Raw genomic sequence first — 25,806 nt, forward strand, 5'->3', positions numbered from 1 at the left:
CATCGGGTTCCTCGTCAGGGTGTTGTCTTTCTGTAATGTAAGTGACTTGGGGTATAACACGTCAGACGGCAGGATAAGGCCGTCCGAATTCACAAAAACATCGTATTGGATAGTGATTAAAGTAGGGGTTCACATGCAGGGCACCAAATCTGGTCTTTTCGTTGGTGGCGTGTTGCTGGCGCTGGTTGCTGGTAACGTGCAGGCTGAAGCACTACAACCCGATCCCGCGTGGCAACAGGGTAAGCTGGATAACGGCTTTAACTGGCAACTGCTTTCGACCCCCCAGCGTCCGAGTGATCGCATCGAGCTGCGTTTAATGGTTAACACCGGCTCGCTGACGGAAAGTACGCAGCAAACGGGGTTCTCTCATCTTATTCCACGTCTGGCATTACTGCCGCGTGATACGTTTTCTGCGGCTCAGTTGCCTTCAATGTGGCAGCAGTCCGAGAGTGAAATCCGGCCACTACCACCGGCAACAACCTCTTATGATTTCACGTCTTACAACCTGAGCCTGCCGAATAACCGGCCAGATCTGTTAAAAGAAGCCTTGAGCTGGCTGGCAGAGACGGCGGGAAAATTGCCAATTAATGAGAAGCGTATTGCCGCAGCCACGAAGATGATAGATCCGGTAGCCACTGCGCCCACCAACCCGCAGGACACCTCCTGGCGCTATCGCCTGAAAGGCTCATCCTTGTTGTCGTTTGCGCCAGGGCAGCCACTGAAAGCCTCGGCAACCGCGGAGCAGGTGAGTAAATACTACAAAACCTGGTACACGCCGGATGCCATGACGCTGTATATCGCAGGTAATGTGGACAGCCGTATGATAGGCGAGCAGATCGAAAAAGCGTTTTCGCCGCTTCAGGGCAAACGGGGAACGCCTTCTCCCTTGCCGGTGCTGTCGGCGATGCCTTCTGCGCCGATTAGCCTGATGGATAGCAGCATTAAACAGGATACGTTGTCGCTGGTGTGGGATATGCCGTGGCAGCCGATCCGCGATTCGCAGGCGCTGGCCCGTTACTGGCAAAGTGATGTGGCGCGTGAAGCGTTGTTCTGGCATGTCCAGCAGTCGCTGGGTAAAAGCCCGCTCAAGGAAACCAATGTCCGTTTTGACTGCAATGTGGTGTATGGCCGCGCCCAGTGCGCCATCCATCTCGATAATGTCACCAGCGAGTCTGCGCTGGCGGGCGTGACCTTCCTCGGTAAAGAGCTGCGCACCTTGCGTGATAAGGGGCTGTCAGCCGCAGAGTTTGAGACGTTAATGGCTCGCAAGACAGAAGAACTGAGTAAACTGTTTGCGACTTATGCGCGCACCAGTACCGATATTTTGATCGATCAGCGCCTGCGTTCTCAGAAGAATGGCGTGGTGGATATTGCACCGGAGCAATACCAAAAACTGCGTCAGAATTATCTGGCATCGCTGACGCTGGAGCGGCTTAATCAGGAACTGCATCAGCAATTGTCCCAGGATGCCACGCTCATTATGCTGCAACCGCAGGGGGAACCCGAGGCGAACATGAAAGCGTTGCAGGAAACTTATTCAGAGTTGATGAAACAAGACAGCGCTGCGCCAGCAACACCGTAGTGCCGCCACAGTAAAAACGCCGGTTAAGCGTGTATCACTTAACCGGCGTTTTCGTTTTCAGGCTCTCTGGGCAGAAAGCCTGACGGGATTTCTTAACTTACGCTGGCATCGCGTCCAGTGGAATAATCGCGCCGCGATATTGAATCACTGTGCTGGCGGTCAAATGCCCGCGTTTTGCAGCGTCTGCGGCGCTGCCGCCGTTAAGACGGACTGACAGGTAGCCTGCGCTGAACGAATCGCCTGCGGCGGTAGTATCGACAACGCTCTCTTTGGGCAGCTTGATGGCCGGGATTTCCTGCAAGGCTTCGCCCTGAATGGAAACCAGACACGCATCCGCACCGCGTTTGATAACCACTTCGGTCACGCCAGCGCCGTGAGTGCGCGCCAGTACGTCCTCTATCGGCAACTCGCCCCACAGCATGTCTTCATCATCGAGCGTCAGGAACGCGATATCGGTACAGGCCAGAATGTCGCTGTACGCTTGCCGGGTTTCTTCTTTGCTCTGCCACAGGCGTGGGCGGTAGTTGTTGTCGAAAATCACTTTACCGCCGTTGGCGCGGCACGCGCGCAGCACGGCCAGCAGGCGCTCGCGGCTGGCGGCATTCAGAATGGCAAGACTGATACCGCTCAGGTACAGATAATCAAATTTCGCCAGTTGCTGGCTAACGGCGTCAGCCTCTGCGCTTTCCAGCCAGTAGCGGGCGGCGGCATCATTACGCCAGTAGTAGAATGTGCGCTCGCCGCTGGCATCGGTTTCGATGAAATATAACCCCGGCAGTTTATTGTCCAGACGTTGCGTCAGGTCGGTTTTTACCCCTTCCTTCTGCCAGATAGCCAGCATTTCGCTGCTAAACGAGTCGGTGCCCAGTGCGGTGACATAGTGCACGCCAAGCGCGTCAGCCTTTACCTGACGGGAAAGGTAAACCGCTGTGTTGAGGGTATCGCCACCGAAGCCACGGTTGAGATCCGTGCCTTTCTGTGACAGTTCAATCATGCATTCGCCAATAATCGCAATGTTCTTCGTCGTCATGACCGCTGACCTGTAAAAAAGAGATGGGGATGTAAGTGGAAATTAGCGCCAGTCTCAACATTACATGGCGCGTAGTCAATAGTGATGAAACGATGTTTTATTTTTTCATGATATGGATCGGGAAAACCTGTGGTAATCCCTCTCCTGAACGGCAGGTTGCTATTTGAGCGCGATCTTTGCCCTTATAACCCTTTTTGCCGCCGGGTTGTCACGCTTTCTCCGGCAATTCCCCAGTTATCGGTTTCCACCTCATCGATAATCACCACGGTTGTCGCCGGGTTTTTACCCAGTGTATCGACCAATAGCTGGGTGACTCCCGCGATTAACTGCTGTTTTTGCTCGGCGGTTGCGCCGTCTTTAGTGATACGAATGTTAACAAAAGGCATGCTGGCTCCTGTGGTGTCGGGGTCAGGTGCGCGTAAGCGGCACCGGTTTATCTGTTGTGCTTTGAGGCAGCGCAGTGGCTATCCAGGCGGCGCAAAACAGCGTCAGACGGGCAAAAAAATAGAAAAATGTCATCAGGCCTATCACTGAACCAAAGGCGGCCCCTGAGGGGGAGGTGGCCAGTTGCGGCAATGCCATCGTCATCGCGAACTTTAACGCCTCAAAACCAACTGCGGCCATCAGCGTACCGCGTAATAGCGGGGTGCGGCGAGGTTTATGGCGCGGCAGCACCCACAGAATCCATAAAAATAGCAGGTAGTTGGCAAAAATAGAGATAGAAAGTGCGATAAGCGTCAGCGCCGGGCGCAACCAGCCCACGCCCCCAAGGCCCAGCGTCTGCACGATAAGCGCCTGTGCGCTACCTGCCACCGAGGTTAAAAACAGGGTGATCACCAGCGCCAGCAGCAGGCCTATGAGCGATAAGAAGTCCCAAAAGTAGCGCAGATAGAATTTTTCCTCTTCATGAGGCTGCCGTTCCCAAACGTCTCGTGACTGCGCCAGAATCGCTTCACGCAGGTTGCCTATCCAGTTGACACCGGAATAGAGTGCCATCAGCAAACCCGTTATGCCGACGGTCGTGCGCTGGCGCACGGCAGTATTGACAGTGTCTTTCAGGGTGTGTGCAAGACTTGGGTCGCTGATGCTGTTCACAATACGGTTGATAAGCCCGGTAAGCAGGTCAGGGTTGGAGGCCAGCACAAACCCGGCGCAGGCGAATGACACCATCAGAATAGGAATCAATGACAGAAACGAAAAATAGGTAATCGCGGCACCGAACTGGTTGCCCATCCGGTCATTAAACCGCTCGCCGGCGCGAATGAAATGGGCAATGGCCGCAACAGCACACACACGGTGCCAAAAGCCGGTCAGCGGCCTGACAGCGGGGCGAGCTGCGCTGGGTGGCGCGTTTTGCCCGGTGTGAATGCGTGGGCGGTCTGGCTTCAACGGCGTGCTCTCCTCGGCGATTCATCCTGTTGATTATAACCAATATCCTGTTGCAGTGTGTTAGGCTGAAAAATACCAAATACCAACCCCGTGTTGCCGTGTTGGTCTGCTAACGCGGCCGTAAAGCGAGTTAACGCCCCATGTCTGTCACACCACCAGAAACGACGCCTGGCGCATTACGCCTGAATGTACGCATTATGTCTGTGGTCATGTTCAATTTTGCCAGCTACCTGAATATTGGTTTGCCGCTGGCGGTATTACCGGGGTACGTCCACGAATATCTGGGATTCAGCACATTTTGGGCCGGGCTGGTGATAAGCCTGCAATACTTCTCCACCTTACTCAGTCGCCCGCGTGCCGGGCGTCACGCTGATGAAAAAGGCCCGAAACAGGTGGTGGTGTTAGGGCTGGCAGGGGCACTGTTGAGCGGGGGCTTTTATGCGCTGGCGGCCTGGAATGACAGCTCGCCGATGCTGGCCCTGATATTGTTATGCGTCGGGCGCTTGATCCTCGGTGTGGGGCAGAGTTTTGCCGGAACCGGTGCAACGCTGTGGGGCGTTGGCATTGTCGGCTCACGGCATATTGGCCGGGTGATTTCGTGGAACGGCGTGGCGACTTACGGCGCAATGGCCGTTGGCGCGCCGCTTGGTGTGTGGATATACCAGCAGGGCGGGTTGCGGCTACTGGCGCTGGTTATCATGCTGGTGGCGGCGCTGGCCATCGCGCTGGCCTTGCCTCGCCCGGTGGTAAAGGTGACGCCGGGTAAGAAACTGCCTTTTCGCGAGGTGCTGGGTAAAGTCTGGTTATATGGCATGATTTTGTCGCTGGCCTCTGCCGGGTTTGGCGTCATCTCCACGTTTATTACGCTGTTTTATGCCAGCCGACACTGGCCTGGCGCGGAGTTCACGCTGAGTCTGTTTAGTGTGGCGTTTGTTGGTGCGCGATTACTCTTTCCTAATGCCATCAACCGATTCGGTGGCTTGCGGGTGGCGCTGGTGTGTTTTGTGGTGGAAGGGACGGGGCTGTTGCTGGTGTGGCAGGCGGCCAATCCGTTGATGGTGCAAATCGGCGCATTGCTTGCTGGCGGCGGCTTTTCGTTGGTGTTTCCCGCGCTGGGCGTGGTGGCGGTTAAAGCCGTTTCGGCACAGAATCAGGGCAGTGCGCTGGCAACGTACACCATTTTTCTCGATTTATCGCTTGGCGTGGTCGGGCCGGTGGCCGGGGGCATGATTGCCTATACCGGTGTCGATGCCATTTATCTGGCCGCTGCGGGGCTTTCGCTAATCGGGCTGTTGCTGACGGCGCAGTTATATCGCGCCAGAACAGCGGCATGAATGCCCTGCGCGTCATGCGCAGCGCATTCATGGTTCACATTAATTCAGTTTCAGGCTGGCAATTATCTTGCCTGCATCGCTCTGCGCCTGAGGCAGGTTATCAGCAGGCAAGCCGATTTGCAGCGTCACCAAATGGTTGTCCACTTTAGCCATCACAATCGAAGAGAAGGCTTTCTGGCCGTTGTTGGTGGTCACGCTGTCAAACTGCTGTACCTGCTGGCCGCTTAAGGTGACCGGTTTATTACTCAGCACCTGCACGCTGGCATCACGCCCGCGTTGCTGCTCTTCAATGCGCTGGCCAAAGGTTGGCAGATCCAGCGGGGTGTCGTCCGCGACAATGACAATAATGGTTTTCTGACCACTTGGGTCAGCATAAACATGCATGTTGTTTTTCTGGTTGCCCAGTTTGCCGGTTTGGTCGCTCAGGCCATCAGGCAGCGTGAATGTCAGCTTGCCGGAGAGCAGGGACACGTTGGGTGACGTGGCATTCTCTGCCGCCGCTGCCGGTTTTGCCGCCGGTACGCTGGTTTTCTTGTCACTGTTGCCATCGCAGGCGGCCAGGGTGGCGGCCAGCAGACCAATACCGAGATATTTCGCTAAATTTGGCATGGGTATCCTTTCTTTCCATTACGAATACAGACTGACGCAATATCAGCACAAGCATATGAACATAAGCAGAAGTGGCGCTATGGCACCTGATTCGGGGCATAAAAACAAGCGTTTTGTTGTCAACACACTTGTTTTAGCCCTGAATCAGGCTTAAGGCAGGCAATTTTCCGGTTATTCCTAATCACCACGTTGTCGCGAAGAACCGTTGTATTGGCGAACGGTGGCAGAGAAATCCGTTTTACTAAAACCGGCGATCAGGCTGTTTGATCCTGATAAGGCGTACCGCTAACAGACTGGCTCAGGCGACGCAGCAGCATATTGAGCACTACGCCATACATCGGCAGGAAAAAGACCAGGTTGATGGCTATTTTGAAGAAGTAGTCCACCTTGGCGATTTCCATCCAGTGTGTTGCCATGAACGGGTCGGTGCTGCGATAAAACGCGATAAAGAAGAATGCCACCGTATCACTCAGGTTGCCCAATATCGCCGACGCTGCGGGGGCGGCCCACCAGGCTTTAAGCTGGCGCAGGCGATTGAAAACCTGGACGTCCAGAATCTGGCCTAAAACGTATGCCATCAGGCTGGCGATGGCAATGCGAGCGACCATTGGGTTGACCTGACCGAGCGCCGCCAGCCCTTGCCATTCGCCTTTGTAGAACAGCGAGGAGAACAGATAAGAGGCGATCAGCGCTGGCACCATCACGGTCAAAATAATGCGGCGTGCCAGCGGCGCACCGAAAATTCGCACGGTTAAATCCGACGCCAGAAAAATAAACGGGAACGTAAATGCGCCCCAGGTAGTATGAAAGTCGAAAATCGTAATCGGTAATTGCACCAGATAGTTACTGGAGATAATCACCAAAATATGAAAGAGGGACAGCCAGCACAGTGCTGTCAGCCGCTGTTGTGCAGTGAACTGAAACATAGTATGACCTTTTTGGTTATTGGGGTGAGGGAACCCAGATAAATTGCCTCGTTATGCGTGCTTTTAACGCTAACGTGTCGGCATCATACCGCGTTGTTAAGGCTTTGCAATGGCTAATCCCCGCGCGTTCATGCTGGTTGCACCCCGTGCCCTGATGGGTAAACTAATTAGCCCTCGATTCCTGTGATATTCGTAACGAGAACCTGTATGACCGATATTTTTGCTAACCCGGATCGAACACTCGATGCCCAGGGGTTACGCTGCCCCGAACCGGTGATGATGGTACGCAAAACGGTACGCCAGATGGAAACCGGACAAACGCTGCTGATTATTGCCGATGATCCGGCAACAACCCGTGATATTCCCGGCTTTTGCCGCTATATGGAGCACGAGCTACTGGCGCAAATAACCGAAACGCTGCCCTATCGTTATCTGTTGCGCAAAGGGGCGTAACAGAGAGCACCATGCAGGGAGAAAATCCTGCTCATTCGTTATGGGGTGAGCCCGGTGGCGACGAACAACTGCAACACGGATGATGGCGGTATTTCTCGTGCTTGCCTTCGTGTCTGATGGCCGCCTGTCAGGGGCTGCCACCTGCCGGGCTTCATGCTATCGTAACGCCCGAATTTGTCACAGGCACCCTCAGATACCCGGTGACCCCGGAGGAGACGAACGATTAATGAGCAATGAGCCCGTCCTTTACCGCATTCAGTTCATGAATAACGGCAAAAATTATCAGCTGTATGTACGCGAACTGGTACAAAGCAGTCTGTTCGGATTTATTGAAATCGCTGACTTCGTTTTTGATAACCCGTCTGCTCTGCTGGTTGACCCGACCACGGAAAAACTCAAGACAGAGTTTGCGGGGGTTGGACGCAGCTATATCCCGATGCAGGCCGTTATTCGTATTGATGCCGTCAATGAACGCGGTATTGCCCGCATTTCTGAGCTGGGGGACAATGTGACCCCGTTCCCTTATTTGCCCGGTAAGAAGCCCTGATCTTTAGCGCCAGCCCGGATAATACGGCGTGCCGTGTTATCCGGGGGGACGGATATTAGCGTGGTTTACGTGGCGTAGCAGGTTGCTTGCGCTGCCAGTCCAGCAACTCAAACACCCCAAACAGGAAAATGCGCAATTGCAGCATGCCGCTGAGCGCGGGGGCATCCTTCGGCTGGCTGGCTTTGAGCAGCAAAAATTGTACGCCATGCATCAACAGCATGAACCCCATCGCCAGCACCATGAAGATATTCAGCGGGCGCGGAAAGGGGTGAATCAGGTTGAGGATGAGAAAGCTCCATATCCCCAGCATGAGCAGGCGGCCAAGATTAATCCAAATGTTCATCACGGCCCCCGGTGAGTGCATCAGATGCGTGGCGGATATAAAGGCGATAAGAAACCTGACCGGCGGTTTTCTCGCGGTGCAGCGTCCAGTTTGAAGGCAGGGCCAGCGTGTGGTTTTCTGCTTCCGTTTCGATATAAATCCAGGCTTCCTGTGCCAGCCAGCCGCCGTTTTCCAGCCGTTGTACCGTGTCATCCAGCAGGCCGCGACGAAAGGGCGGGTCGAGAAACACCACCTCATAAGGCAGCCCGGCCACAGGCTGGTTTAGCCATTGCAGTGTGTCGATGTTGATCACCTCAGCATTGCCCGTTCGCAGCAGTGACAGATTTTGCGTCAACTGTCGGGCGACATTGCGTTCTGATTCGAGCAGTGTTGCGTGAGCGGCATAGCGCGATAAGGCTTCAAGCCCCAGTGCGCCGCTACCGGCGAAGCAGTCGAGGCAGCGTGATTGCTGGATAACGGGAGCCAGCCAGTTAAACAGCGTTTCGCGTACACGGTCGGTGGTCGGGCGCAGACCGGGGCTATCTGGAACGGGAAGTTTTCTGCCGCGCCACTGCCCGCCAATAATGCGGATTTGGCCGGGAGCGGATGTCGCTTGATGTTTTGCCATAACCTTGTATTTGTCAAAAAGAGGAAACCGGCAGCTGAGAGCCGGGTTTTTAAGGCGTTATTCTAACGGCGCAAACCTGTCAGGCAAATGTAAAGATGCAGTTAATGGGAGGCGGCGCGAGAAAATGCGCCCAATCCGGCCTATGCCGTGGTGCCTGACACACCTGGTTACGGAGATTGTCTGTGTGCCCGGTGGCGCGGTGCGTGTTGCTGACGGCGGGAAAGTGTTAAACTCGTTGTTTTATTGGACTCGTGGCGGTCGCACGCGTATCGCCGGAGTCATGTTTATTGACATGGTTATTGATTAGCCGCACTGGGTGGCAGGAGCGCAATTACATAATGGCGAAAGAGAAAAAGCGCGGTTTTTTTTCCTGGCTGGGTTTAGGTCGTCAGGAAGAGAAGGCAGAAGAGAAGACACAAGAACAACCGCAGGCACCAACCGCACAGGCATCAACCGCCGATGAGGTGACGCCTGTTGCGTCGGTACAGCCCGACACAGCGGCCCTTTCCGCCGAGCCGCCCGTTGCAGTAACTGCGCCGCAGGACGCGGTGGCCCCTGCGTCCGAGCCTGTCGAGCCAACGCCTGAGGTACAGGCGCATCACACGCAGGAAAAAGCCCCCCTTAAGAGCCGCAGGCGCAACAGCAACCTGAAGCGCTGCCCGAGCCTACGCCACCAGCCCCGGCAGATGCTGAGGACGCCGAAATCGTCGCGGCGCAGAGCGTGGTTGCGCCGCTGCCCGGTGGTTGACGCGGTTGAAGTGGTTGAAGCGGCTCTGCCGATGCAAGAGCAAGAGCGCCCGACCAAAGAGGGGTTCTTCGCCCGCCTCAAACGCAGCCTGGTGAAAACCCGTCAGAATTTAGGTTCCGGATTTGTCGGGTTGTTCCGGGGTAAGAAAATCGATGATGATTTATTTGATGAACTCGAAGAGCAACTGCTGATAGCGGACGTCGGGGTGGAAACCACCCGCAAGATCATCGCCCAACTGACAGAACATGCCAGCCGTAAGCAGCTCAAAGATGCCGAAGCGCTGATTGCGCTGCTTAAAGCCGAGATGAGCGAGATTCTGGCGAAGGTGGATGCGCCGCTCGACATTGAGCGCAAAACGCCGTTTGTTATTTTGATGGTCGGGGTCAATGGTGTGGGGAAAACCACCACCATTGGTAAGCTGGCGCGTCAGTATCAGGCGCAGGGTAAGTCGGTGATGCTGGCGGCGGGTGATACCTTCCGTGCCGCCGCCGTTGAGCAGTTGCAGGTCTGGGGTCAGCGCAATAATGTGCCGGTGGTGGCACAGCATACGGGCGCGGATTCTGCCTCGGTGATTTTTGATGCGTTGCAGGCGGCCAAAGCGCGTGGGGTTGATGTGTTAATTGCTGACACCGCCGGACGTTTGCAAAACAAATCACACCTGATGGAAGAGCTGAAAAAGATTGTGCGCGTGATGAAAAAGCTCGATGAAGATGCACCGCACGAAGTCATGCTGACGCTGGATGCCAGCACCGGCCAGAATGCCGTCAGTCAGGCCAAACTGTTTAATGAAGCGGTCGGGCTGAGTGGTATTACGTTGACTAAACTGGATGGTACCGCCAAAGGCGGGGTGATTTTCGCCATTGCCGACCAGTTTGGTATCCCCATTCGCTACATTGGCGTGGGTGAAGGTATTGATGATTTGAGGCCGTTCAAGGCAGACGATTTTATTGAAGCCTTGTTTGCCCGTGAGGATTAAAACGGATGATTCGGTTTGAGCAGGTCAGCAAAGCCTATCTTGGCGGCCGTCAGGCGTTGCAAGGGGTGGATTTTCACATCCGCCCGGCTGAGATGGTGTTTCTGACCGGTCACTCGGGCGCAGGGAAAAGCACCCTGCTGAAGCTGATTTGTGGCATTGAACGCCCAAGTGCTGGTCATATCCTGTTTGGCGGGCACGATATTAGTCGCCTGCGGAAAAGCGAAGTGCCGTTTCTGCGTCGGCAGATAGGGATGATCTTTCAGGATCATCATCTGTTGATGGATCGCACCGTGTACGAAAATGTCGCGATGCCATTAATCATCTCGGGGGCGACGACGGAAGATATCCGCCGCCGGGTGTCGGCCGCGCTGGATAAAGTCGGGCTGCTTGATAAAGCGCGCAATTATCCGATTCAGTTGTCCGGCGGGGAACAGCAACGGGTCGGCATTGCCCGTGCTGTGGTGAATAAACCGGTGGTGCTGCTGGCGGATGAACCGACCGGTAATCTGGATGATGCGTTGTCTGAGGGGATTTTACGTCTGTTTGAGGAGTTCAACCGCGTTGGTGTGACGGTGCTGATGGCAACGCATGACACCGGGCTGATTGCCCGCCGACAGTATCGGGTGTTGACGTTATCACAGGGCCGTGTCCTGGGAGGTCACCATGGCGAATAAGAGCCGTGCATCAAGAGCGAGCCACCCGAAAAGCCGCTCGTTGCAAGGGGGCTGGCAAGAGCAGTGGCGCTATGCCTGGGCCGATACGCTGCGCGATATGCTGCGCCAGCCGCTGGCCACGTTATTGACCATTATGGTGATAGCCATCTCCCTGACGCTGCCGAGCATCTGCTATCTGGTGTGGAAGAATGTCAGCCAGGCGGCGGCACAGTGGTATCCGACGCCGCAGCTAACGGTGTATCTGGACAAGTCTCTTGATGACAATGCCGCCGAAGCGGTGCTGGGGAAAATCAAAGCCGAAGAGGGCGTCGATAAGGTGAATTACCTGTCGCGCACCGAGGCGTTAGGCGAGTTTCGTAACTGGTCGGGCTTTGGCGGGGCGCTGGATATGCTCGAAGAAAACCCGTTGCCTGCGGTGGCTGTCGTATCACCGAAACTCAGCTTTCAAAGTACACAAACGCTCACCACGTTGCACGATCGCCTCAAGGCGATTGCAGGGGTGGATGATGTGCGGCTTGATGATAGCTGGTTCTCCCGTCTGGTGGCGCTTACCGGATTGGTCGGGCAAATTGCCACGGTAATCGGCGTGCTGATGGTGGCTGCCGTATTTTTGGTGATCGGCAACAGTGTGCGACTGACTATTTTCAGCCGTCGGGAAACCATCAACGTGATGAAACTTATCGGTGCGACGGATGGTTTTATCCTGCGCCCGTTTTTAAATGGTGGGGCGTTGCTGGGCTTCTGTGGTGCCATCATGTCGCTTGTTTTGTCGCAAATGCTGGTATGGAAGCTCTCAGGTGCGGTATCGCAGGTGGCCGCTGTATTTGGCACCACATTCGCTGTGCATGGCTTGGGGTTTGATGAAATCGTGTTGCTGGTGCTGATTGCTATTATTATCGGCTGGATCGCCGCCTGGCTTGCCACGGTACAACATTTACGCCGTTTTACACCGCAGTAACCGCCGTTTACCTCTGTGGAGATGGTTTTCTGATATACTTTTCCCGCAATGGCGCGTTCCATAAGGGGTTGCGTCATTGTTGCCTGCCACAACATCCCGTCTTGCCATGTAAAATAAGATGGATGAAAATAGTGGAACTTGTGCAGCACATCACACTCTAATGTTGAGGTGGTGCTGTTTTTGGGCACAGATGCCGGTAACGGCACAGAAAGTGCAACAAATATCGCTATGCTGTTTAATCATGCCTGATACAGTGACATTTTCGTTGAATTGAGAGGGGTGGAATGACCAAAGATATGCATACTTTCGCCTTAGTTCCCCAAGGCAGTCTGGAAGGCTACATTCGTGCCGCCAATGCCTATCCGATGCTGACGGCGGAGGAAGAGCGGGCGCTGGCTGAACGGCTGCATTATCACGGGGATCTGGATGCCGCCAAGCAGCTGATTCTTTCACACCTGCGTTTTGTGATTCATGTTGCCCGTAATTATTCAGGATACGGCCTGCCGCAGGCTGACCTGATTCAGGAAGGCAACATTGGTCTGATGAAAGCGGTGCGCCGCTTTAATCCCGATGTCGGTGTACGTCTGGTGTCGTTTGCGGTGCACTGGATTAAAGCGGAAATCCATGAGTATGTACTGCGCAACTGGCGCATCGTCAAAGTGGCGACCACCAAGGCACAGCGCAAGCTTTTCTTCAATTTGCGTAAAACCAAGCAGCGCCTGGGCTGGTTTAATCAGGATGAAGTTGAGCTGGTCGCGCGTGAGCTGGGTGTGACCAGTAAAGATGTGCGCGAGATGGAGTCGCGCATGGCGGCGCAGGACATGACCTTCGACCCGACGCCCGAGGATGAAGCCCAGTCGAATCAGCCGATGGCTCCGATGCTGTATTTGCAGGATAAATCTTCTGATTTTGCCGACGGCATTGAAGAGGATAACTGGGAATCTCACGCAGCGGATAAACTGACATACGCTCTGGAAGGGTTGGATGAGCGCAGCCAGCATATTATCCGTGCCCGCTGGCTGGATGATGACAATAAATCCACGTTGCAGGAACTGGCCGATCACTATGGTGTGTCTGCTGAACGTGTGCGTCAGTTAGAAAAGAACGCCATGAAGAAACTGCGGGCGGCTATCGAAGCGTAACGCCGTGCCATTCGCAGACGATAGAACGTCTAAACGACCGGGATAGCTCAGACTTCCCGGTCGTTTTGTTTTATGCCCAGGGATTTTCTATCGCCGTATATTCTGCGGCCTGCCACCACCGTTCTTCCCTGTTCATTTCCCTTCCTGGCCCGCGATATATTCCCAGCCGCCTGAAACCGGGTAGAAGCCACAGGATTGCATAAACCTGTCCATGACCTCTTCACTCACCAGTGCATGGTCAGCCGCGTCCAGCCACCACTCTTTGACATCCGGGCAGGCACGCAGCACTTCTTCAAGCAGGTATTTCCCCACGCCGTGGCGACGCGTTGAGTTTCTGACTTGCAGGTCGGTTAACTCGGCGCTGTCGCTGTTACTGTCGATTTCGACAATCACCCCCGCCAGCAGATGGCCGTTAAAACGGGCAGCAAACAGACGGTGTTCATGATTGAGGTCATGCTCCAGCGCATCAAAATTTTGGTGTGGCCAGATGTATGCCAGATCATGCCTGTCCTGTGCGCTGATTTTGATAAGACGTTCAACCGTGAGTCTCATACTTCTGCTCCTGTAGATGCGTGAGAATATTGTAGTGAGCTTGTAGAAAAAGGGTTGTGTAACTTTTTCTGTACGGTTATCAGAGAAAAAGGTTTCACTGTCAGTAATTTTTCGAGTAATTAATTATTCAGCAATGTAAAAACCAGCATAACTGACTATTTATAAATCAAAAATCGGTTTTTAACGGGGGTATTTTATGCTGTTTACACCGTGTTTTACTGATAATCCCAGTTGATTTACAGCATAAAACTCCTGTTTAATATCATGAATAATAAAGCCTTATTACAAACTATTGCTTATAGTAAAGTCTAACTCGTTATTACTTATAGAAAAGTGTGAGTAATCACGGTTGATACCAATAATTATAGCAATATCCAAAAATGACAGATGGGGTAAAACGGATGAAATTAAGCAAAGGTAAAGCGCTGCTGATGGCGTGTCTGGCAGCGGCAACAACCCATACGGTGAATGCGGCTGATATTAAAGTCGCGATCGTTGGTGCGATGTCTGGCCCGGTGGCCCAGTATGGCGATATGGAGTTTACCGGTGCGCGTCAGGCGATTGCGGATATCAACGCCAAAGGCGGCGTGAATGGCAATAAGCTGGTAGGCGTGGAATTTGATGATGCCTGTGACCCGAAACAAGCGGTAGCCGTTGCCAACAAAGTGATTAACGAAGGAATTCACTATGTGATTGGCCATCTGTGCTCATCGTCTACCCAGCCTGCATCCGACATCTATGAAGATGAAGGTGTGCTGATGATTACCCCGGCCGCGACGGCACCGGATCTCACCACCCGTGGTTACAAACTGATTATGCGCACCACCGGTCTGGATTCCGATCAGGGCCCGACCGCCGCAAAATACATTCTGGAGCACATCAAACCGCAGCGTATCGCCGTGGTGCATGACAAGCAGCAGTATGGTGAAGGGCTGGCGCGCGCCGTGCAAGATAGCCTGAAAAAAGCCAATGGCAATGTGGTGATGTTTGAAGGTGTTACTGCGGGCGATAAAGATTTCTCCACGCTGGTGGCGCGCCTGAAAAAAGATAACGTGGATTTCGTCTACTTTGGCGGTTATTACCCGGAAATGGGCCAGATTCTGCGCCAGGCGCGGGCGGCCGGTCTGACCACCAAATTCATGGGGCCGGAAGGCGTGGGTAACTCCTCGTTGTCTAACATCGCGGGTGCCGCCTCTGACGGCATGCTGGTGACACTGCCGAAACGCTACGATCAGGTTCCGGCTAACCAGCCGATTGTCGATGCGCTGAAAGCCAAAAAACTCGACCCGACCGGCCCGTTTGTGTGGACCACCTATGCCGCGTTGCAGTCGCTGAGCACCGCAATGCAGCGCACCGGTAGCACCGAGTCAGCCAAGCTGGCAGCAGATTTGAAAGCCAAGTCTGTCGATACGGTGATGGGCCCACTGAGCTGGGACGAAAAAGGTGACCTGAAAGGGTTTGAATTTGGCGTATTTGAGTGGCATGCAGACGGTACGTCTTCTCCGGCGAAATAATTTCCGGCGAAGTCATTAACCCGCTGTATTACTCTCTATACCTATGCCCCTGTAGCCGTGAGGTTGCGGGGGCAATGTCTAAGGTTAAGGTATGTCCGAGCAGTTCCTCTATTTCCTTCAGCAAATGTTCAACGGCGTGACGTTGGGCAGCACTTACGCGCTGATTGCGATTGGTTACACCATGGTTTACGGCATTATCGGCATGATTAACTTCGCCCACGGCGAGGTGTACATGATCGGTAGTTATGTCTCTTTCATCGTGATTGCCGCGTTGATGATGATGGGCATTGACACCAGTTGGTTGCTGATAAGCGTGGCGTTTATTGCCGCTGTGGTGATTTCCAGCGCTTATGGCTGGAGCATCGAACGCGTGGCCTATAAACCGGTGCGCAGCTCTAAGCGACTGATCGCGTTGATTTCCGCCATTGGTATGTCGATTTTCCTGCAAAACTACGTCAGCCTGACGCAGGGGTCGCGCGATGTGGCGCTGCCAAGCCTGATTCACGGCCAGTGGGTGTTGGGTGAAAGCAACGGCTTTGCTGCCACGCTCTCTGCCATGCAGCTCACTATCTGGATTGTCACCTTCCTGGCGATGCTGGCGCTGACGCTGTTCATCCGTTATTCCCGTATGGGCCGCGCCTGTCGCGCCTGTGCGGAAGACCTGAAAATGGCCAGCCTGCTCGGTATCAGTACCGATCGCGTTATTTCGCTGACCTTCGTTATCGGCGCGGTCATGGCAGCGGTAGCCGGGGTGCTGTTAGGTCAGTTCTATGGCGTGATTAACCCCTACATCGGTTTTATGGCCGGGATGAAAGCGTTTACCGCCGCGGTACTGGGCGGCATCGGCAGTATTCCGGGGGCGATGATCGGCGGTTTGATTCTGGGGATTGCCGAGTCGCTGACGTCTGCCTACCTCAGCACGGAATATAAAGATGTGGTCTCCTTCGCGTTACTGATTGGCGTGCTGTTAGTGATGCCGACCGGGATTCTGGGCCGACCGGAGGTGGAGAAGGTATGAAACTGCATACGCTGGTTAATGCCGTTGTATCCGCGCTGGTGCTGCTGGTGCTGGCGACATTCCTGATGGGGATGCAACTGAGTCTGGACGGCACTCGTCTGGTGGTGCACGGCGCGGAGAAAGTGCGCTGGATGTGGATTATCGCCGCTTGCGTGCTGGTGTTTTTCTTTCAACTGCTGCGCCCGATGCTTGCCCGTGGTGCGAAGAAACTCTCTGGCCCCGGTTTTGTTCTGCCAGGATTTGATGGCAGCACACCTCGTCAGAAGTGGCTGGCGCTGGCGTTGATTGCCGTTGCGATTATCTGGCCGTTCGTGGTGTCGCGCGGCACGGTAGATATCGCCACGCTGACCATGATTTATATCATGCTGGGCCTTGGCCTGAACGTGGTGGTGGGGCTGTCTGGCTTGCTGGTGCTGGGCTACGGCGGTTTTTACGCCATTGGTGCGTACACCTATGCGCTGCTCAGCCACTATTACGGGCTGGGTTTCTGGCAGTGCCTGCCGCTGGCGGGGCTGACGGCGGCGCTGTCCGGCTTCCTGCTCGGGTTCCCGGTACTGCGCTTGCGCGGTGACTATCTGGCGATTGTAACGCTGGGTTTTGGCGAAATTGTGCGTATTTTGCTGCTCAATAACACCAGTTTTACCGGCGGCCCGAACGGTATCAGCCAGATCCCGAAACCGACCTTTTTTGGCCTGGAATTTAACCGTGCGCCGCGCGAAGGCGGTTGGGACACGTTCCATCACTTCTTTGGCCTGAGCTATGACCCCAGCGACCGCATTATTTTCCTCTACATGGTGGCGCTGCTGCTGGTGCTGTTGACGCTGTTTGTGATTAACCGTCTGCTGCGTATGCCGCTCGGCCGCGCCTGGGAAGCGCTGCGTGAAGATGAAATCGCCTGTCGTTCGCTCGGCCTGAGCCCGACCAAAATCAAGCTGACGGCCTTTACCATCAGCGCGGCGTTTGCCGGGTTTGCCGGTACGCTGTTTGCCGCCCGTCAGGGGTTTGTCAGCCCGGAATCCTTCACCTTCGTCGAATCGGCATTTGTGCTGGCGATTGTGGTGCTGGGCGGGATGGGCTCGCAGTTTGCGGTGATCCTGGCGGCCATCCTGCTGGTAGTGTCACGCGAGCTGATGCGTGATCTGAACGAATACAGCATGCTGGTGCTGGGTGCCCTGATGGTGCTGATGATGATCTGGCGGCCACAAGGGTTACTCCCGATGCAGCGCCCGCAGATGAAGCTACAGATTAAGAAGAAGGAAGAGCAGGCATGAGTCAGCCATTATTGTCAGTCCGGGGCCTGATGATGCGCTTTGGCGGCCTGCTGGCGGTGAATAACGTTGAGCTGGATTTGCATCAGGGGGAAATCGTCTCGCTGATAGGCCCGAACGGTGCCGGTAAAACCACGGTATTTAACTGCCTGACCGGCTTTTATCGCCCGACCGGTGGCACCATTGTGCTGCGCGACCAGCATCTGGAAGGCTTGCCGGGGCAGCAGATTGCCCGTATGGGTGTGGTGCGTACCTTCCAGCATGTGCGCCTGTTCCGTGAAATGACGGTGATTGAGAACCTGCTGGTGGCGCAACATCAGCACCTGAAAAGCGGAGTCTTTGCCGGTTTGCTCAAAACACCGGCGTTTCGTCGTGCCGAGGCGGATGCGCAACAACGCGCCGCCGTCTGGCTGGAGCGCGTCGGGTTGCTGGAACTGGCCAACCGTCAGGCCGGTAATCTGGCCTATGGCCAGCAGCGCCGTCTGGAAATTGCCCGCTGCATGGTGACGCGCCCGGAATTGCTGATGCTCGATGAGCCGGCTGCCGGGCTGAACCCGAAAGAAACCGATGAGCTCAATGCATTGATCCTCGATTTGCGCGACAACCATCGGGTGTCAGTGCTGCTGATTGAGCATGATATGAAGCTGGTGATGGGGATCTCTGATCGTATCTATGTGGTCAATCAGGGTACGCCGCTGGCGAACGGCACTCCGGCTGAAATTCGCAACAACCCGGATGTTATCCGCGCATATCTGGGTGAAGGATAAAACGCTATGTTGTCATTGAATCAGGTTTCTGCCCATTACGGCAAAATTCAGGCGCTGCATCAGGTCAGTCTGCACATTAATCAGGGTGAAATCGTGACGCTGATTGGTGCCAACGGCGCGGGTAAAACCACGCTGCTCGGCACGCTGTGCGGCGAGCCGCGCGCTTCTGAAGGGTCAATTGTTTTTGACGGCAAAGACATCACCGACTGGCAAACAGCACGCATTATGCGTGAGGCGATTGCCATCGTGCCGGAAGGCCGTCGCGTGTTTTCCCGCATGACGGTGGAAGAGAATCTGGCGATGGGCGGCTTTTTTGCCAGCCGTGAGCAGTATCAGGAGCGTATTGCGCGCGTCTACGACCTGTTCCCGCGTTTGCATGAACGCCGCGCCCAGCGCGCGGGCACCATGTCCGGCGGTGAACAGCAGATGCTGGCCATCGGCCGGGCGTTGATGAGCCAGCCGCGTTTGCTGTTGCTGGACGAACCTTCGCTGGGGCTGGCACCGATCATTATTTTGCAGATTTTTGACACCATTGCGCAGTTGCGCGAAGAGGGCATGACCATCTTTCTGGTGGAGCAGAACGCGAATCAGGCCTTGCGCCTGGCCGATCGCGGTTACGTGCTGGAGAACGGTCATGTGGTGCTGGAAGATACCGGAGACGCTTTGTTAGCTAACGAAGCCGTGCGTTCTGCCTATCTTGGTGGTTAAATTACTGTTCATGTGACACCTTATCGGGCCGGGTTCTACCGGCCCGTTTTTCTATTATCTTGTTAAAAATAAGTGAGATTCGACATGTCAACGAATGGGTTACTGGCGCAGCGTATGGCGCGCCTGAAAAGCTCCGCGATTCGTGAATTGCTAAAACACAGCAAAATGGACGGCGTGATTTCGTTGGCGGGCGGCATTCCTTCTGACGTGTTATTTGATTTCCAGGGACTCAATGAAGCGACCCAGCGGGCGATCACCGAACAGCCGAAATCGGCGTTTCAGTATGGCCTGACTGAAGGCAGCCCGTTGCTGCGTGAGCGTATCGCTGAGCTGTGTGCGCTGCGTGGCGTTGACACGCAGGCGCAGGACATTGTGGTGACGGCGGGTTCCCAGCAGGCGCTGGATCTGGTGATGCGCGCCACCGCCAACCCGCAGGATATCTTTGTGGTGGAGCGCCCGACCTATCTGGCGGCACTGCAAACGCTGGAGCTGGCGGAAGCGCAGGTGATGTCGGTATCGTCCGATGAAGACGGCATGGTGGTCGATGAGCTGGCTGCACTGCTGGAAACCACCCGTATCAAGGGCGTTTATCTGGTGCCGAATTTCGGCAACCCGAGCGGCGTCACCCTGAGCGAAGCGCGTCGTCGTCAACTGGTGGCGCTGGCTGCCCGTCACGACTTCCTGATTGTGGAAGATGATCCCTACGGTGAGCTGCGTTTTACCGAAGCGCGCCATGCCACCCTTTATCAACTGGCTAAAGAGGCCGGGCAGGCCGACCGCGTGGTCTATACCTCATCGTTTTCTAAAATTCTGGCACCGGGACTGCGTCTGGGCTGGGCGATTTTGCCTGAGTGGCTGGTACATAAAGTGGCCATTATTAAGCAGGCGGCCGATCTTCACGCCAGTTCGCTGTCTCAGACTATCGTTGAATACTATCTGGAAACCGGGCGCTTACCGGCGCAGATTGACAAAATTCGTCAGGCGTATCGCCGCAAAGGCGAGCTGTTGTCGGAACTGGTGGCGCATGAGCTGGGCGATGTGATGAGCTTTAACCAGCCGAAAGGCGGCATGTTCCTGTGGGCGCGTTTCCGCCAACCGTTCGATACCACCGCCTGGCTGGAAAAAACGCTGGCGCAGGGCGTGGTGTTCGTGCCCGGCGAGTTTTTCTTCGCCGATACGCCGGATCGCTCAACGCTGCGCCTGTCGTTTGCGACCGCCACCGAAGCGCAGATGCATGAGGCAGTGGCCCGCCTGCGCCGCGCGCTGTAACGAGCGGTGTCACCGATAATAACTGCTGCCATCCGGCAGCGGTTAGTCAGACGGCGCAAGGTTCCGGGCGGTGTGCCTGGCTGCTGCTGGCAGGCTGCGAGGTGGCGATACGGTTCACCAGCCGGCCAATGCCGCTGATTTCCACTTCCACCACATCGCCTTCGCGCATAAACAGCGGCGGCGTGCGCTTTTTACCTACCCCACCCGGTGAGCCGGTGATAATCACATCGCCGGGCGACAGCGGGGTAAACCGGGAAATGTACTCAATTAATTCCGCCACGGATCGCACCATGTTGCCGGTGTGGTCATTTTGTACCTGGTTGCCGTTCAGGTAGGTGCTGATGGCCAGTTGTTGCGGGTCGCCTATCTCATCGGCCGTGACCATCCAGGGGCCAAAGCCACCGGTGTGACGCCAGTTTTTACCGGAAGTGAACCAGGTGTACTGCATGTCGCGTACCGAGCCGTCCATAAAGCAACTGTAACCTGCCACCACCGATAATGCCGTTTCGCGGCTAACGTTGTCAGCGTGTTTGCCGATGATCACCGCCAGTTCGCCTTCGTAGTCAAATTCGTTGGTGGAGTGCGGTTTTAGCAGCGGTTGCTGATGGCCGCTCAGGGTGTCGGCAAAGCGGATAAACAGCGTCGGCGCATCAGTGGTTTGTTCAAATTCGATGCGTTTTTCCATGTAATTCATGCCGACGCACAGGATTTTTGACGGCCGTTCAATGACCGGCAGATAGGTCACTTCATCGAGGAAAAAATCGGCCCCGCTGTGTTGAGGCAGGCCGGTCAGCCCATCGGCCCGCAGCAAGGAGCCCAGATCGCTAAAGCGCCCGGACAGACGGCGGCCCAGGTCGATAAGCCCGTTACCGTTTACCATGCCGAAGGTTTTCGCACCGCTTTGCGGGTTGATAAAACTCGCCAGTTTCATACGTGTGTTCCATTGCTAAACACCGGGGCGATGGGCTCAGGTTTATCGCGCATCGCCAGCCGGTGCGGGTTGTTATTTGATAAAGCGGATCTGTTCGTTGATGTCGGCGATGATCGGCACTTTACGCTCGTTATAGGTCGCCTTATTTTGCTCAAACAGGTTGTTGCCGTGGGTGTCGATAGAGATGATTAACGGGCCGAAGACCTTCACCCGGTTAACCCACAGCGTTTCCGGCATACCCAGATCGCGCCACTGGGCATCTTCGATTTCCTCGACACAGGTGGCCGCCAGCACCGCACAGCCGCCGGGGAACACCGCGTGTACCGCCTTGAATTGCTGGCAACCGGCTTCGGTGTTTGGCCCCATGCCGCCTTTGCCGACAATCAGCTTCACGCCGGTCTGTTCGATAAACTCTTTTTCGAATTTCTCCATGCGCATACTGGTGGTCGGGCCGATGGAAATCATGTCGAAGCTGCCGTCTTCTTTTTCCACCACAATCGGGCCTGCGTGCAGGATGGCACCGCCTTTGAGATCGACCGGCAGTTCACGTCCCAGTTCAATCAGGCGGCGATGCGCCACATCGCGGCAGGTGACTAAGGTGCCCGTCAGGTACACCACATCGCCAATGTTCAGATCCGCCAAATCTTCATCTTTGATGGGCGTGGTCAGGATTTTTTTCATAATACGGCACCTTCGTGAGACAGGATTTCATAGGATAAATCGGCACTGAAACGGATAGCGCCGCGACGGTGAGCCCAGCAACCGGTAGAAACGGCAACGCCGATGGTGGACGGGTGGCGTGCGGAAGACTCAATGTTGACCCCCATGACGGATGACGCACCACCAAGACCCTGCGGCCCAATACCGACCTGATTCAGGCCGTCTTCCAGCAGTTTTTCCATTTTGGCGGCATCGGCGTTCGGGTGTGAGGAGTCAACCGGGCGCAGAATGGCCTTTTTCGACAGGCGGGCGGCGGTTTCCACCGAGGTGGACACGCCCACGCCGACCAGCAGCGGCGGGCAGGCGTTCACGCCGTAAGAGGTAATCACATCAAAGACAAACTGGTTAACGCCTTCGTAGCCCTGGCCCGGCATCAGCACTTTGGCGGCACCCGGCAGTGAGCAGCCGCCACCGGCCATATACACTTCAATGGTGCAGTGGTCGTCGTCAGGGATAATTTCCCAGTCCAGCCACGGAATGCGTGAGCCGGTGTTGGTGCCGGTATTTTTCTCGATAAAGGTTTCTACCGCATTGTGGCGCAGCGGCGATTTTTTAGTGGCTTCCAGCGTCGCCTGCTGTAACACATGTTCCAAATCACCGAGGAACGGGAAGCGCGCGCCAACCGTAATAAAATATTGAATAACGCCGGTGTCCTGGCAGCAGGGGCGGTCAAGCTTGTCTGCCTGTTTCTGGTTTTCGAACATCGAGTCGTAGACCACTTTCGCCAGCGGGCTGTCTTCTTTCGCGCGCAGCTCGTCGAGCTTTTTGATGACATCGGTCGGGAGCCGTTTACCGACATAGCCGGTAAAGCGGGTCATGACATCAATCAGTTCCGATATGGATTCAGTATTCACAATAACCTCCGGGTGTAAGAGCCTAATGGGGCAGGCCTCTAAAAATGTGGTAAGGGTGCGATGGCATCAGGCCAGCGACGTTTTCATGACCTTACGTTTGCGGTTGACTTCAATCAGCAGCGTCAGCAGTGCCGAGAGCAGCAGCAAACCGGCAATGGCGTAGAGTGCGAGCGAGAAATCACCGGTTTTCTCTTTTAGCCAGCCGATGACGGCCGGGCCGAAAAAGCCGCCCAAATTGCCGATAGAGTTAATCGCAGCCAGGCCAGCGGCCGCTGCCGGGCCGGATAAAAACAGTGACGGGATGCTCCACAACGGCGGTTTGCAGGAGTAGATACCGATGCTCGCCAGCACCAGCGCCAGCATGGCAAGGCCCAGTGAATGCACCGAACCGGCCAGCACGAAGCCGAGGCTTGCCAGCACACAGGCGCTGACCACATGCCAGGTGCGCTCACGGGTGGCATCTGAATGGCGGGCCCAGAAAATCATGGTGACAACAGCAATCGCTGCCGGAATCGCATTAATAAAGCCAATTTGCAGCGTGGTTAAACCGAAAGATTTAATAAATTGCGGTGACCAGATATTTAATGAATACAACCCAGCGGAAGTGCCGAAATAAACCAGTGCTAAGGTTAATACGCGAATATCCGTCAACCCTTTCAGTGCGCTGGTTTTGGTTTCACTGCTTCTGGCCGCTTTTTCTTCTTGCAGCGTGGTGGTCAGCCATTGTGTTTGTTCCTGATTTAACCAGGTGTTTTTTTCCGGTTTATCATTCAGATAAAAGAAAGTGAAAATACCCAGTAAAATCGCCGCAGCGGAATCCATTAAAAACATGAACTGCCAGCCGGTTAGTCCCATTATTCCATGGAAGCTGAGAATAGTGCCCGCCAGCGGTGAGCCCAGCATGGAAGAAATAGGCGCTGCGGCCATGAAAAAGGCGATGACCTGCGCACGGCGTTTGGAAGGGAACCAGGTGCTGAGATAAAGAATGATGCCAGAGAAGAACCCGGCCTCAGCCACGCCAAGGAAAAAGCGCAGAATATAAAAGCCGGTCACGGTTTTGACTGATATCATGCAAGCCGCGACAATGCCCCAGCTTATCATGATGCGTGCCAGCCAGATACGCGGGCCAACTTTTTGCAGAATAATATTCGAGGGAACATCAGTAAAAAAATAACCAATAAAAAACATGCCTGCGCCAATTCCAAATACGGTAGAGGAAAAGCCCAGATCCTGATTCATGGTGAGTGCGGCAAAGCCAATATTAATGCGATCAAAGAAAGCGATAAAATATGCGAACATCACAAAAGGCACTATTCGCCAGGTTATTTTTTTGAGAGTTTCTCGCTCAATGTCTTTTTTCATTTTGCGTTCCAGATTAATAAAGCAGGGTAAGAAGAAATAACGTCGGGCAAGACGATGACTGTGAGATAAACAGGCAGGAGAACTATGCGGTCAGCGGTGTTTTTGATCATCCCTCTGCGTTTATATAAATAATTTGTATAATTCGCAGAGGTAGAAAAAGCGGAAAGTGAAAAATGATCGCAATCAATATTGCGGTGGTTTTTATTGTGACCGGTGTCGCTATTTCTGCGGTTATTAGAAAATACCGTTACCAGATACTGAGAAACGATGTTTCCCATTCTGTGATAAAGATCAGCTATAACGCAAACAACATGGCCTTCCGGTTGTTCAGAAAAAAAACAGCGTTATGATTTATGCAAATTTTTCACATATACCCAAAATAATTCGAGTTGCAGGAAGGCGGCAACCGAGTGAGTCCCCAGGAGCTTACTTAAGTAAGTGACTGGGGTGAGTGACAAATCTGCCGGGAGCAGATTTGAACGCAGCTCGCTGCGGCCCTGAAAGGGCGAGGCCCAAGGATGGGTCGAGTAATGAAGCCAACGCATCTGCAACTTGAAGGATGACGGGTATAATCGCCAGAGGAAGACAATGGAGCTTAACCAACTGCGCTGTTTTATTGCTGTGGCGGAAACCCTGCATTTCGGCCATGCCGCCCAGCGGCTGGACATGCTGCCTTCCGCGCTCGGGCGGCACATTCGCCTGCTGGAAGAGGGGCTGGGGACACGGCTGTTTATTCGCTCCACCCGCAATGTGGCGCTCACGCCGGATGGACAAACGCTGCTGGAAGAAGGCCGGGTGTTGCTGGCGAGCGCCGATGCGCTGGCGGCACGCTTTCGCAGCCAGGGGCGGCTGAATGCCAGCACCCTGCGGCTGGGGGCGATTGACAGTGCGGCTATCGGCCTGGTGCCGCATTTGCTGCCTATTTTTCGTCAGGTACACCCGGAAATTGATGTACAGATTTATGAGGATAAAAGCTCTCGTCTGTTACCGAGGCTGAAATCGGGTCGGCTGGATTTGATTTTTATTCGCCCGCCACCGCAGTGCGATCCGTGGATGACGATGCGATTTCTGTTGTACGAAAACGTGGTGCTGGCGATTGCCCGGCATCATGAGCTGGCGAGTCGTCAGGACGTGAGTATTCACGAACTGGCCGCTTTGCCGCTGATTGTGCCTGAACGGCGCTCACGCCCGCACAGCCATGATCTGACGATGAATTTGTTTGTTGAGGCGGGCCTGAAACCTTACGTTGTGCAAAAAGCCGATGAGAAACAGACCATTATTAATATGGTGGCAGCTGAGGTAGGTGGGGCGATCATGCCGCGCTGGGTGTCGCGTATGTCGGTGCCGAATGTGCGTTTTATTCCTATTCGTCGCCAGAATGACTCTTCCTGCAATGGGTTGCCGCTGGCAGCGGCCTGGATGAGTCAGGGACGGGATAGCGCACGCGATGCGATGCTGGCGATTCTGGAGCGGGAACTGCCACAGATAGCGCGCCAGTTCTGAATGGTCGCGGCTTATCCGGGCA

Annotated in this window: 27 protein-coding genes; 15 read left to right on the forward strand and 12 right to left on the reverse strand. The window is 54.9% G+C overall.

What is annotated here, in order from left to right:
- Window positions 1-133: 133 nt before the first annotated feature.
- Window positions 134-1,582, forward strand: coding sequence for a M16 family metallopeptidase (locus tag DAQ1742_RS00430; protein WP_035345139.1), 1,449 nt, complete (start codon window positions 134-136; stop codon window positions 1,580-1,582).
- Window positions 1,583-1,679: 97 nt separating this feature from the next.
- Here DAQ1742_RS00430 and kdgK read toward each other — a convergent pair whose 3' ends face one another.
- From kdgK to yhjD, 3 genes are all read right to left on the reverse strand, one after another.
- Entirely contained in the window at window positions 1,680-2,612 is a 933-nt protein-coding gene (gene kdgK, locus DAQ1742_RS00435; protein WP_035345136.1) for a 2-dehydro-3-deoxygluconokinase, read from the reverse strand.
- A 182-nt stretch (window positions 2,613-2,794) separates the two neighbouring features.
- The gene (locus tag DAQ1742_RS00440) at window positions 2,795-2,998 is read right to left on the reverse strand and encodes a 2-hydroxymuconate tautomerase family protein (RefSeq protein ID WP_035345133.1); all 204 of its coding nucleotides are present in this window, start codon (window positions 2,996-2,998) and stop codon (window positions 2,795-2,797) included.
- Window positions 2,999-3,020: 22 nt separating this feature from the next.
- Window positions 3,021-4,001, reverse strand: coding sequence for an inner membrane protein YhjD (yhjD, locus tag DAQ1742_RS00445; protein ID WP_083961115.1), 981 nt, complete (start codon window positions 3,999-4,001; stop codon window positions 3,021-3,023).
- Window positions 4,002-4,141: 140 nt separating this feature from the next.
- On the opposite strand from yhjD, the gene DAQ1742_RS00450 reads away from it, so the two are divergent.
- Window positions 4,142-5,335 carry an MFS transporter gene (locus DAQ1742_RS00450; RefSeq protein ID WP_035345127.1) on the forward strand — a complete coding sequence of 398 codons (1,194 nt, stop codon included), beginning with the start codon at window positions 4,142-4,144 and terminating at the stop codon, window positions 5,333-5,335.
- Window positions 5,336-5,374: 39 nt separating this feature from the next.
- Here the strand turns inward: DAQ1742_RS00450 and DAQ1742_RS00455 are convergent, their stop codons facing one another.
- Together DAQ1742_RS00455 and DAQ1742_RS00460 are read right to left on the reverse strand one after the other, a co-directional pair.
- Window positions 5,375-5,944 (reverse strand): DcrB family lipoprotein, encoded by a 570-nt coding sequence (locus tag DAQ1742_RS00455; RefSeq protein ID WP_035345124.1) that lies wholly within the window; start codon window positions 5,942-5,944, stop codon window positions 5,375-5,377.
- A 254-nt stretch (window positions 5,945-6,198) separates the two neighbouring features.
- The gene (locus tag DAQ1742_RS00460; RefSeq protein WP_035345122.1) at window positions 6,199-6,870 is read right to left on the reverse strand and encodes a 7-cyano-7-deazaguanine/7-aminomethyl-7-deazaguanine transporter; all 672 of its coding nucleotides are present in this window, start codon (window positions 6,868-6,870) and stop codon (window positions 6,199-6,201) included.
- A gap of 207 nt (window positions 6,871-7,077) precedes the next feature.
- Here DAQ1742_RS00460 and tusA point away from each other — a divergent pair, with 207 nt between their 5' ends.
- Window positions 7,078-7,323, forward strand: a complete 246-nt coding sequence (gene tusA / locus DAQ1742_RS00465; RefSeq protein ID WP_035345120.1) for a sulfurtransferase TusA — start codon at window positions 7,078-7,080, stop codon at window positions 7,321-7,323.
- A gap of 226 nt (window positions 7,324-7,549) precedes the next feature.
- Entirely contained in the window at window positions 7,550-7,870 is a 321-nt protein-coding gene (locus DAQ1742_RS00470) for a DUF1820 family protein (RefSeq protein ID WP_035345117.1), read from the forward strand.
- 55 nt (window positions 7,871-7,925) lie between these two features.
- On the opposite strand, the gene DAQ1742_RS00475 is transcribed toward DAQ1742_RS00470, so the two are convergent.
- The gene (locus DAQ1742_RS00475) at window positions 7,926-8,207 is read right to left on the reverse strand and encodes a DUF1145 family protein (RefSeq protein ID WP_035346419.1); all 282 of its coding nucleotides are present in this window, start codon (window positions 8,205-8,207) and stop codon (window positions 7,926-7,928) included.
- Entirely contained in the window at window positions 8,197-8,820 is a 624-nt protein-coding gene (gene rsmD, locus DAQ1742_RS00480) for a 16S rRNA (guanine(966)-N(2))-methyltransferase (protein WP_035345115.1), read from the reverse strand. The genes DAQ1742_RS00475 and rsmD overlap by 11 nt, the downstream gene beginning before the upstream one ends.
- Before the next feature lie 338 nt (window positions 8,821-9,158).
- Here rsmD and ftsY point away from each other — a divergent pair, with 338 nt between their 5' ends.
- The 4 genes from ftsY to rpoH all read left to right on the forward strand — a co-directional run bounded on the left by ftsY (window position 9,159) and on the right by rpoH (window position 13,318).
- On the forward strand, window positions 9,159-10,544 hold the full coding sequence (ftsY, locus tag DAQ1742_RS00485; RefSeq protein ID WP_180706202.1) for a signal recognition particle-docking protein FtsY: 1,386 nt from the start codon (window positions 9,159-9,161) through the stop codon (window positions 10,542-10,544).
- Between the two features lie 5 nt (window positions 10,545-10,549).
- Complete coding sequence (ftsE, locus tag DAQ1742_RS00490) at window positions 10,550-11,218, forward strand: cell division ATP-binding protein FtsE (protein WP_035345108.1); 669 nt, start codon at window positions 10,550-10,552, stop codon at window positions 11,216-11,218.
- A complete protein-coding gene (gene ftsX / locus DAQ1742_RS00495) occupies window positions 11,208-12,176 on the forward strand; it encodes a permease-like cell division protein FtsX (protein ID WP_035345104.1) in 969 nt (322 codons plus the stop codon). Before ftsE ends, ftsX begins: the two co-directional genes overlap by 11 nt.
- 284 nt (window positions 12,177-12,460) lie before the next feature.
- Window positions 12,461-13,318 (forward strand): RNA polymerase sigma factor RpoH, encoded by an 858-nt coding sequence (gene rpoH, locus DAQ1742_RS00500; protein ID WP_035345101.1) that lies wholly within the window; start codon window positions 12,461-12,463, stop codon window positions 13,316-13,318.
- 132 nt (window positions 13,319-13,450) lie between these two features.
- Here the strand turns inward: rpoH and panM are convergent, their stop codons facing one another.
- Window positions 13,451-13,870: an aspartate 1-decarboxylase autocleavage activator PanM gene (panM, locus tag DAQ1742_RS00505; RefSeq protein ID WP_035345099.1), complete on the reverse strand. Its 420-nt coding sequence runs from the start codon at window positions 13,868-13,870 to the stop codon at window positions 13,451-13,453.
- A gap of 401 nt (window positions 13,871-14,271) precedes the next feature.
- Between panM and DAQ1742_RS00510 the strand changes: the two genes are divergently transcribed.
- The 6 genes from DAQ1742_RS00510 (at window position 14,272) to DAQ1742_RS00535 (ending at window position 20,414) form a co-directional block, all read left to right on the forward strand.
- Window positions 14,272-15,384, forward strand: a complete 1,113-nt coding sequence (locus DAQ1742_RS00510) for a branched-chain amino acid ABC transporter substrate-binding protein (protein WP_035345097.1) — start codon at window positions 14,272-14,274, stop codon at window positions 15,382-15,384.
- Window positions 15,385-15,475: 91 nt separating this feature from the next.
- A complete protein-coding gene (gene livH, locus DAQ1742_RS00515; RefSeq protein ID WP_035345095.1) occupies window positions 15,476-16,402 on the forward strand; it encodes a high-affinity branched-chain amino acid ABC transporter permease LivH in 927 nt (308 codons plus the stop codon).
- Window positions 16,399-17,673: a high-affinity branched-chain amino acid ABC transporter permease LivM gene (locus DAQ1742_RS00520; RefSeq protein WP_035345093.1), complete on the forward strand. Its 1,275-nt coding sequence runs from the start codon at window positions 16,399-16,401 to the stop codon at window positions 17,671-17,673. The genes livH and DAQ1742_RS00520 overlap by 4 nt, the downstream gene beginning before the upstream one ends.
- Window positions 17,670-18,437, forward strand: coding sequence for a high-affinity branched-chain amino acid ABC transporter ATP-binding protein LivG (livG, locus tag DAQ1742_RS00525; RefSeq protein ID WP_035345091.1), 768 nt, complete (start codon window positions 17,670-17,672; stop codon window positions 18,435-18,437). Before DAQ1742_RS00520 ends, livG begins: the two co-directional genes overlap by 4 nt.
- A gap of 6 nt (window positions 18,438-18,443) precedes the next feature.
- Window positions 18,444-19,145 carry a high-affinity branched-chain amino acid ABC transporter ATP-binding protein LivF gene (gene livF, locus DAQ1742_RS00530; RefSeq protein ID WP_035345088.1) on the forward strand — a complete coding sequence of 234 codons (702 nt, stop codon included), beginning with the start codon at window positions 18,444-18,446 and terminating at the stop codon, window positions 19,143-19,145.
- 84 nt (window positions 19,146-19,229) lie between these two features.
- Complete coding sequence (locus tag DAQ1742_RS00535) at window positions 19,230-20,414, forward strand: aminotransferase-like domain-containing protein (protein ID WP_035345086.1); 1,185 nt, start codon at window positions 19,230-19,232, stop codon at window positions 20,412-20,414.
- A gap of 46 nt (window positions 20,415-20,460) precedes the next feature.
- Here DAQ1742_RS00535 and DAQ1742_RS00540 read toward each other — a convergent pair whose 3' ends face one another.
- The 4 genes from DAQ1742_RS00540 to DAQ1742_RS00555 form a co-directional block, all read right to left on the reverse strand.
- Window positions 20,461-21,345: a fumarylacetoacetate hydrolase family protein gene (locus DAQ1742_RS00540; RefSeq protein ID WP_035345083.1), complete on the reverse strand. Its 885-nt coding sequence runs from the start codon at window positions 21,343-21,345 to the stop codon at window positions 20,461-20,463.
- Window positions 21,346-21,417: 72 nt separating this feature from the next.
- The gene (ttdB, locus tag DAQ1742_RS00545) at window positions 21,418-22,029 is read right to left on the reverse strand and encodes a L(+)-tartrate dehydratase subunit beta (RefSeq protein WP_197731766.1); all 612 of its coding nucleotides are present in this window, start codon (window positions 22,027-22,029) and stop codon (window positions 21,418-21,420) included.
- A complete protein-coding gene (ttdA, locus tag DAQ1742_RS00550; RefSeq protein WP_035346417.1) occupies window positions 22,023-22,883 on the reverse strand; it encodes a L(+)-tartrate dehydratase subunit alpha in 861 nt (286 codons plus the stop codon). The genes ttdB and ttdA overlap by 7 nt, the downstream gene beginning before the upstream one ends.
- 102 nt (window positions 22,884-22,985) lie before the next feature.
- Entirely contained in the window at window positions 22,986-24,281 is a 1,296-nt protein-coding gene (locus DAQ1742_RS00555; protein ID WP_035345077.1) for an MFS transporter, read from the reverse strand.
- Between the two features lie 588 nt (window positions 24,282-24,869).
- Between DAQ1742_RS00555 and DAQ1742_RS00560 the strand changes: the two genes are divergently transcribed.
- Window positions 24,870-25,784, forward strand: coding sequence for a LysR family transcriptional regulator (locus DAQ1742_RS00560; protein WP_035345073.1), 915 nt, complete (start codon window positions 24,870-24,872; stop codon window positions 25,782-25,784).
- The last annotated feature ends 22 nt before the right edge of the window (window positions 25,785-25,806 follow it).

This window comes from Dickeya aquatica (genome assembly GCF_900095885.1).
GTDB lineage: Bacteria > Pseudomonadota > Gammaproteobacteria > Enterobacterales > Enterobacteriaceae > Dickeya > Dickeya aquatica.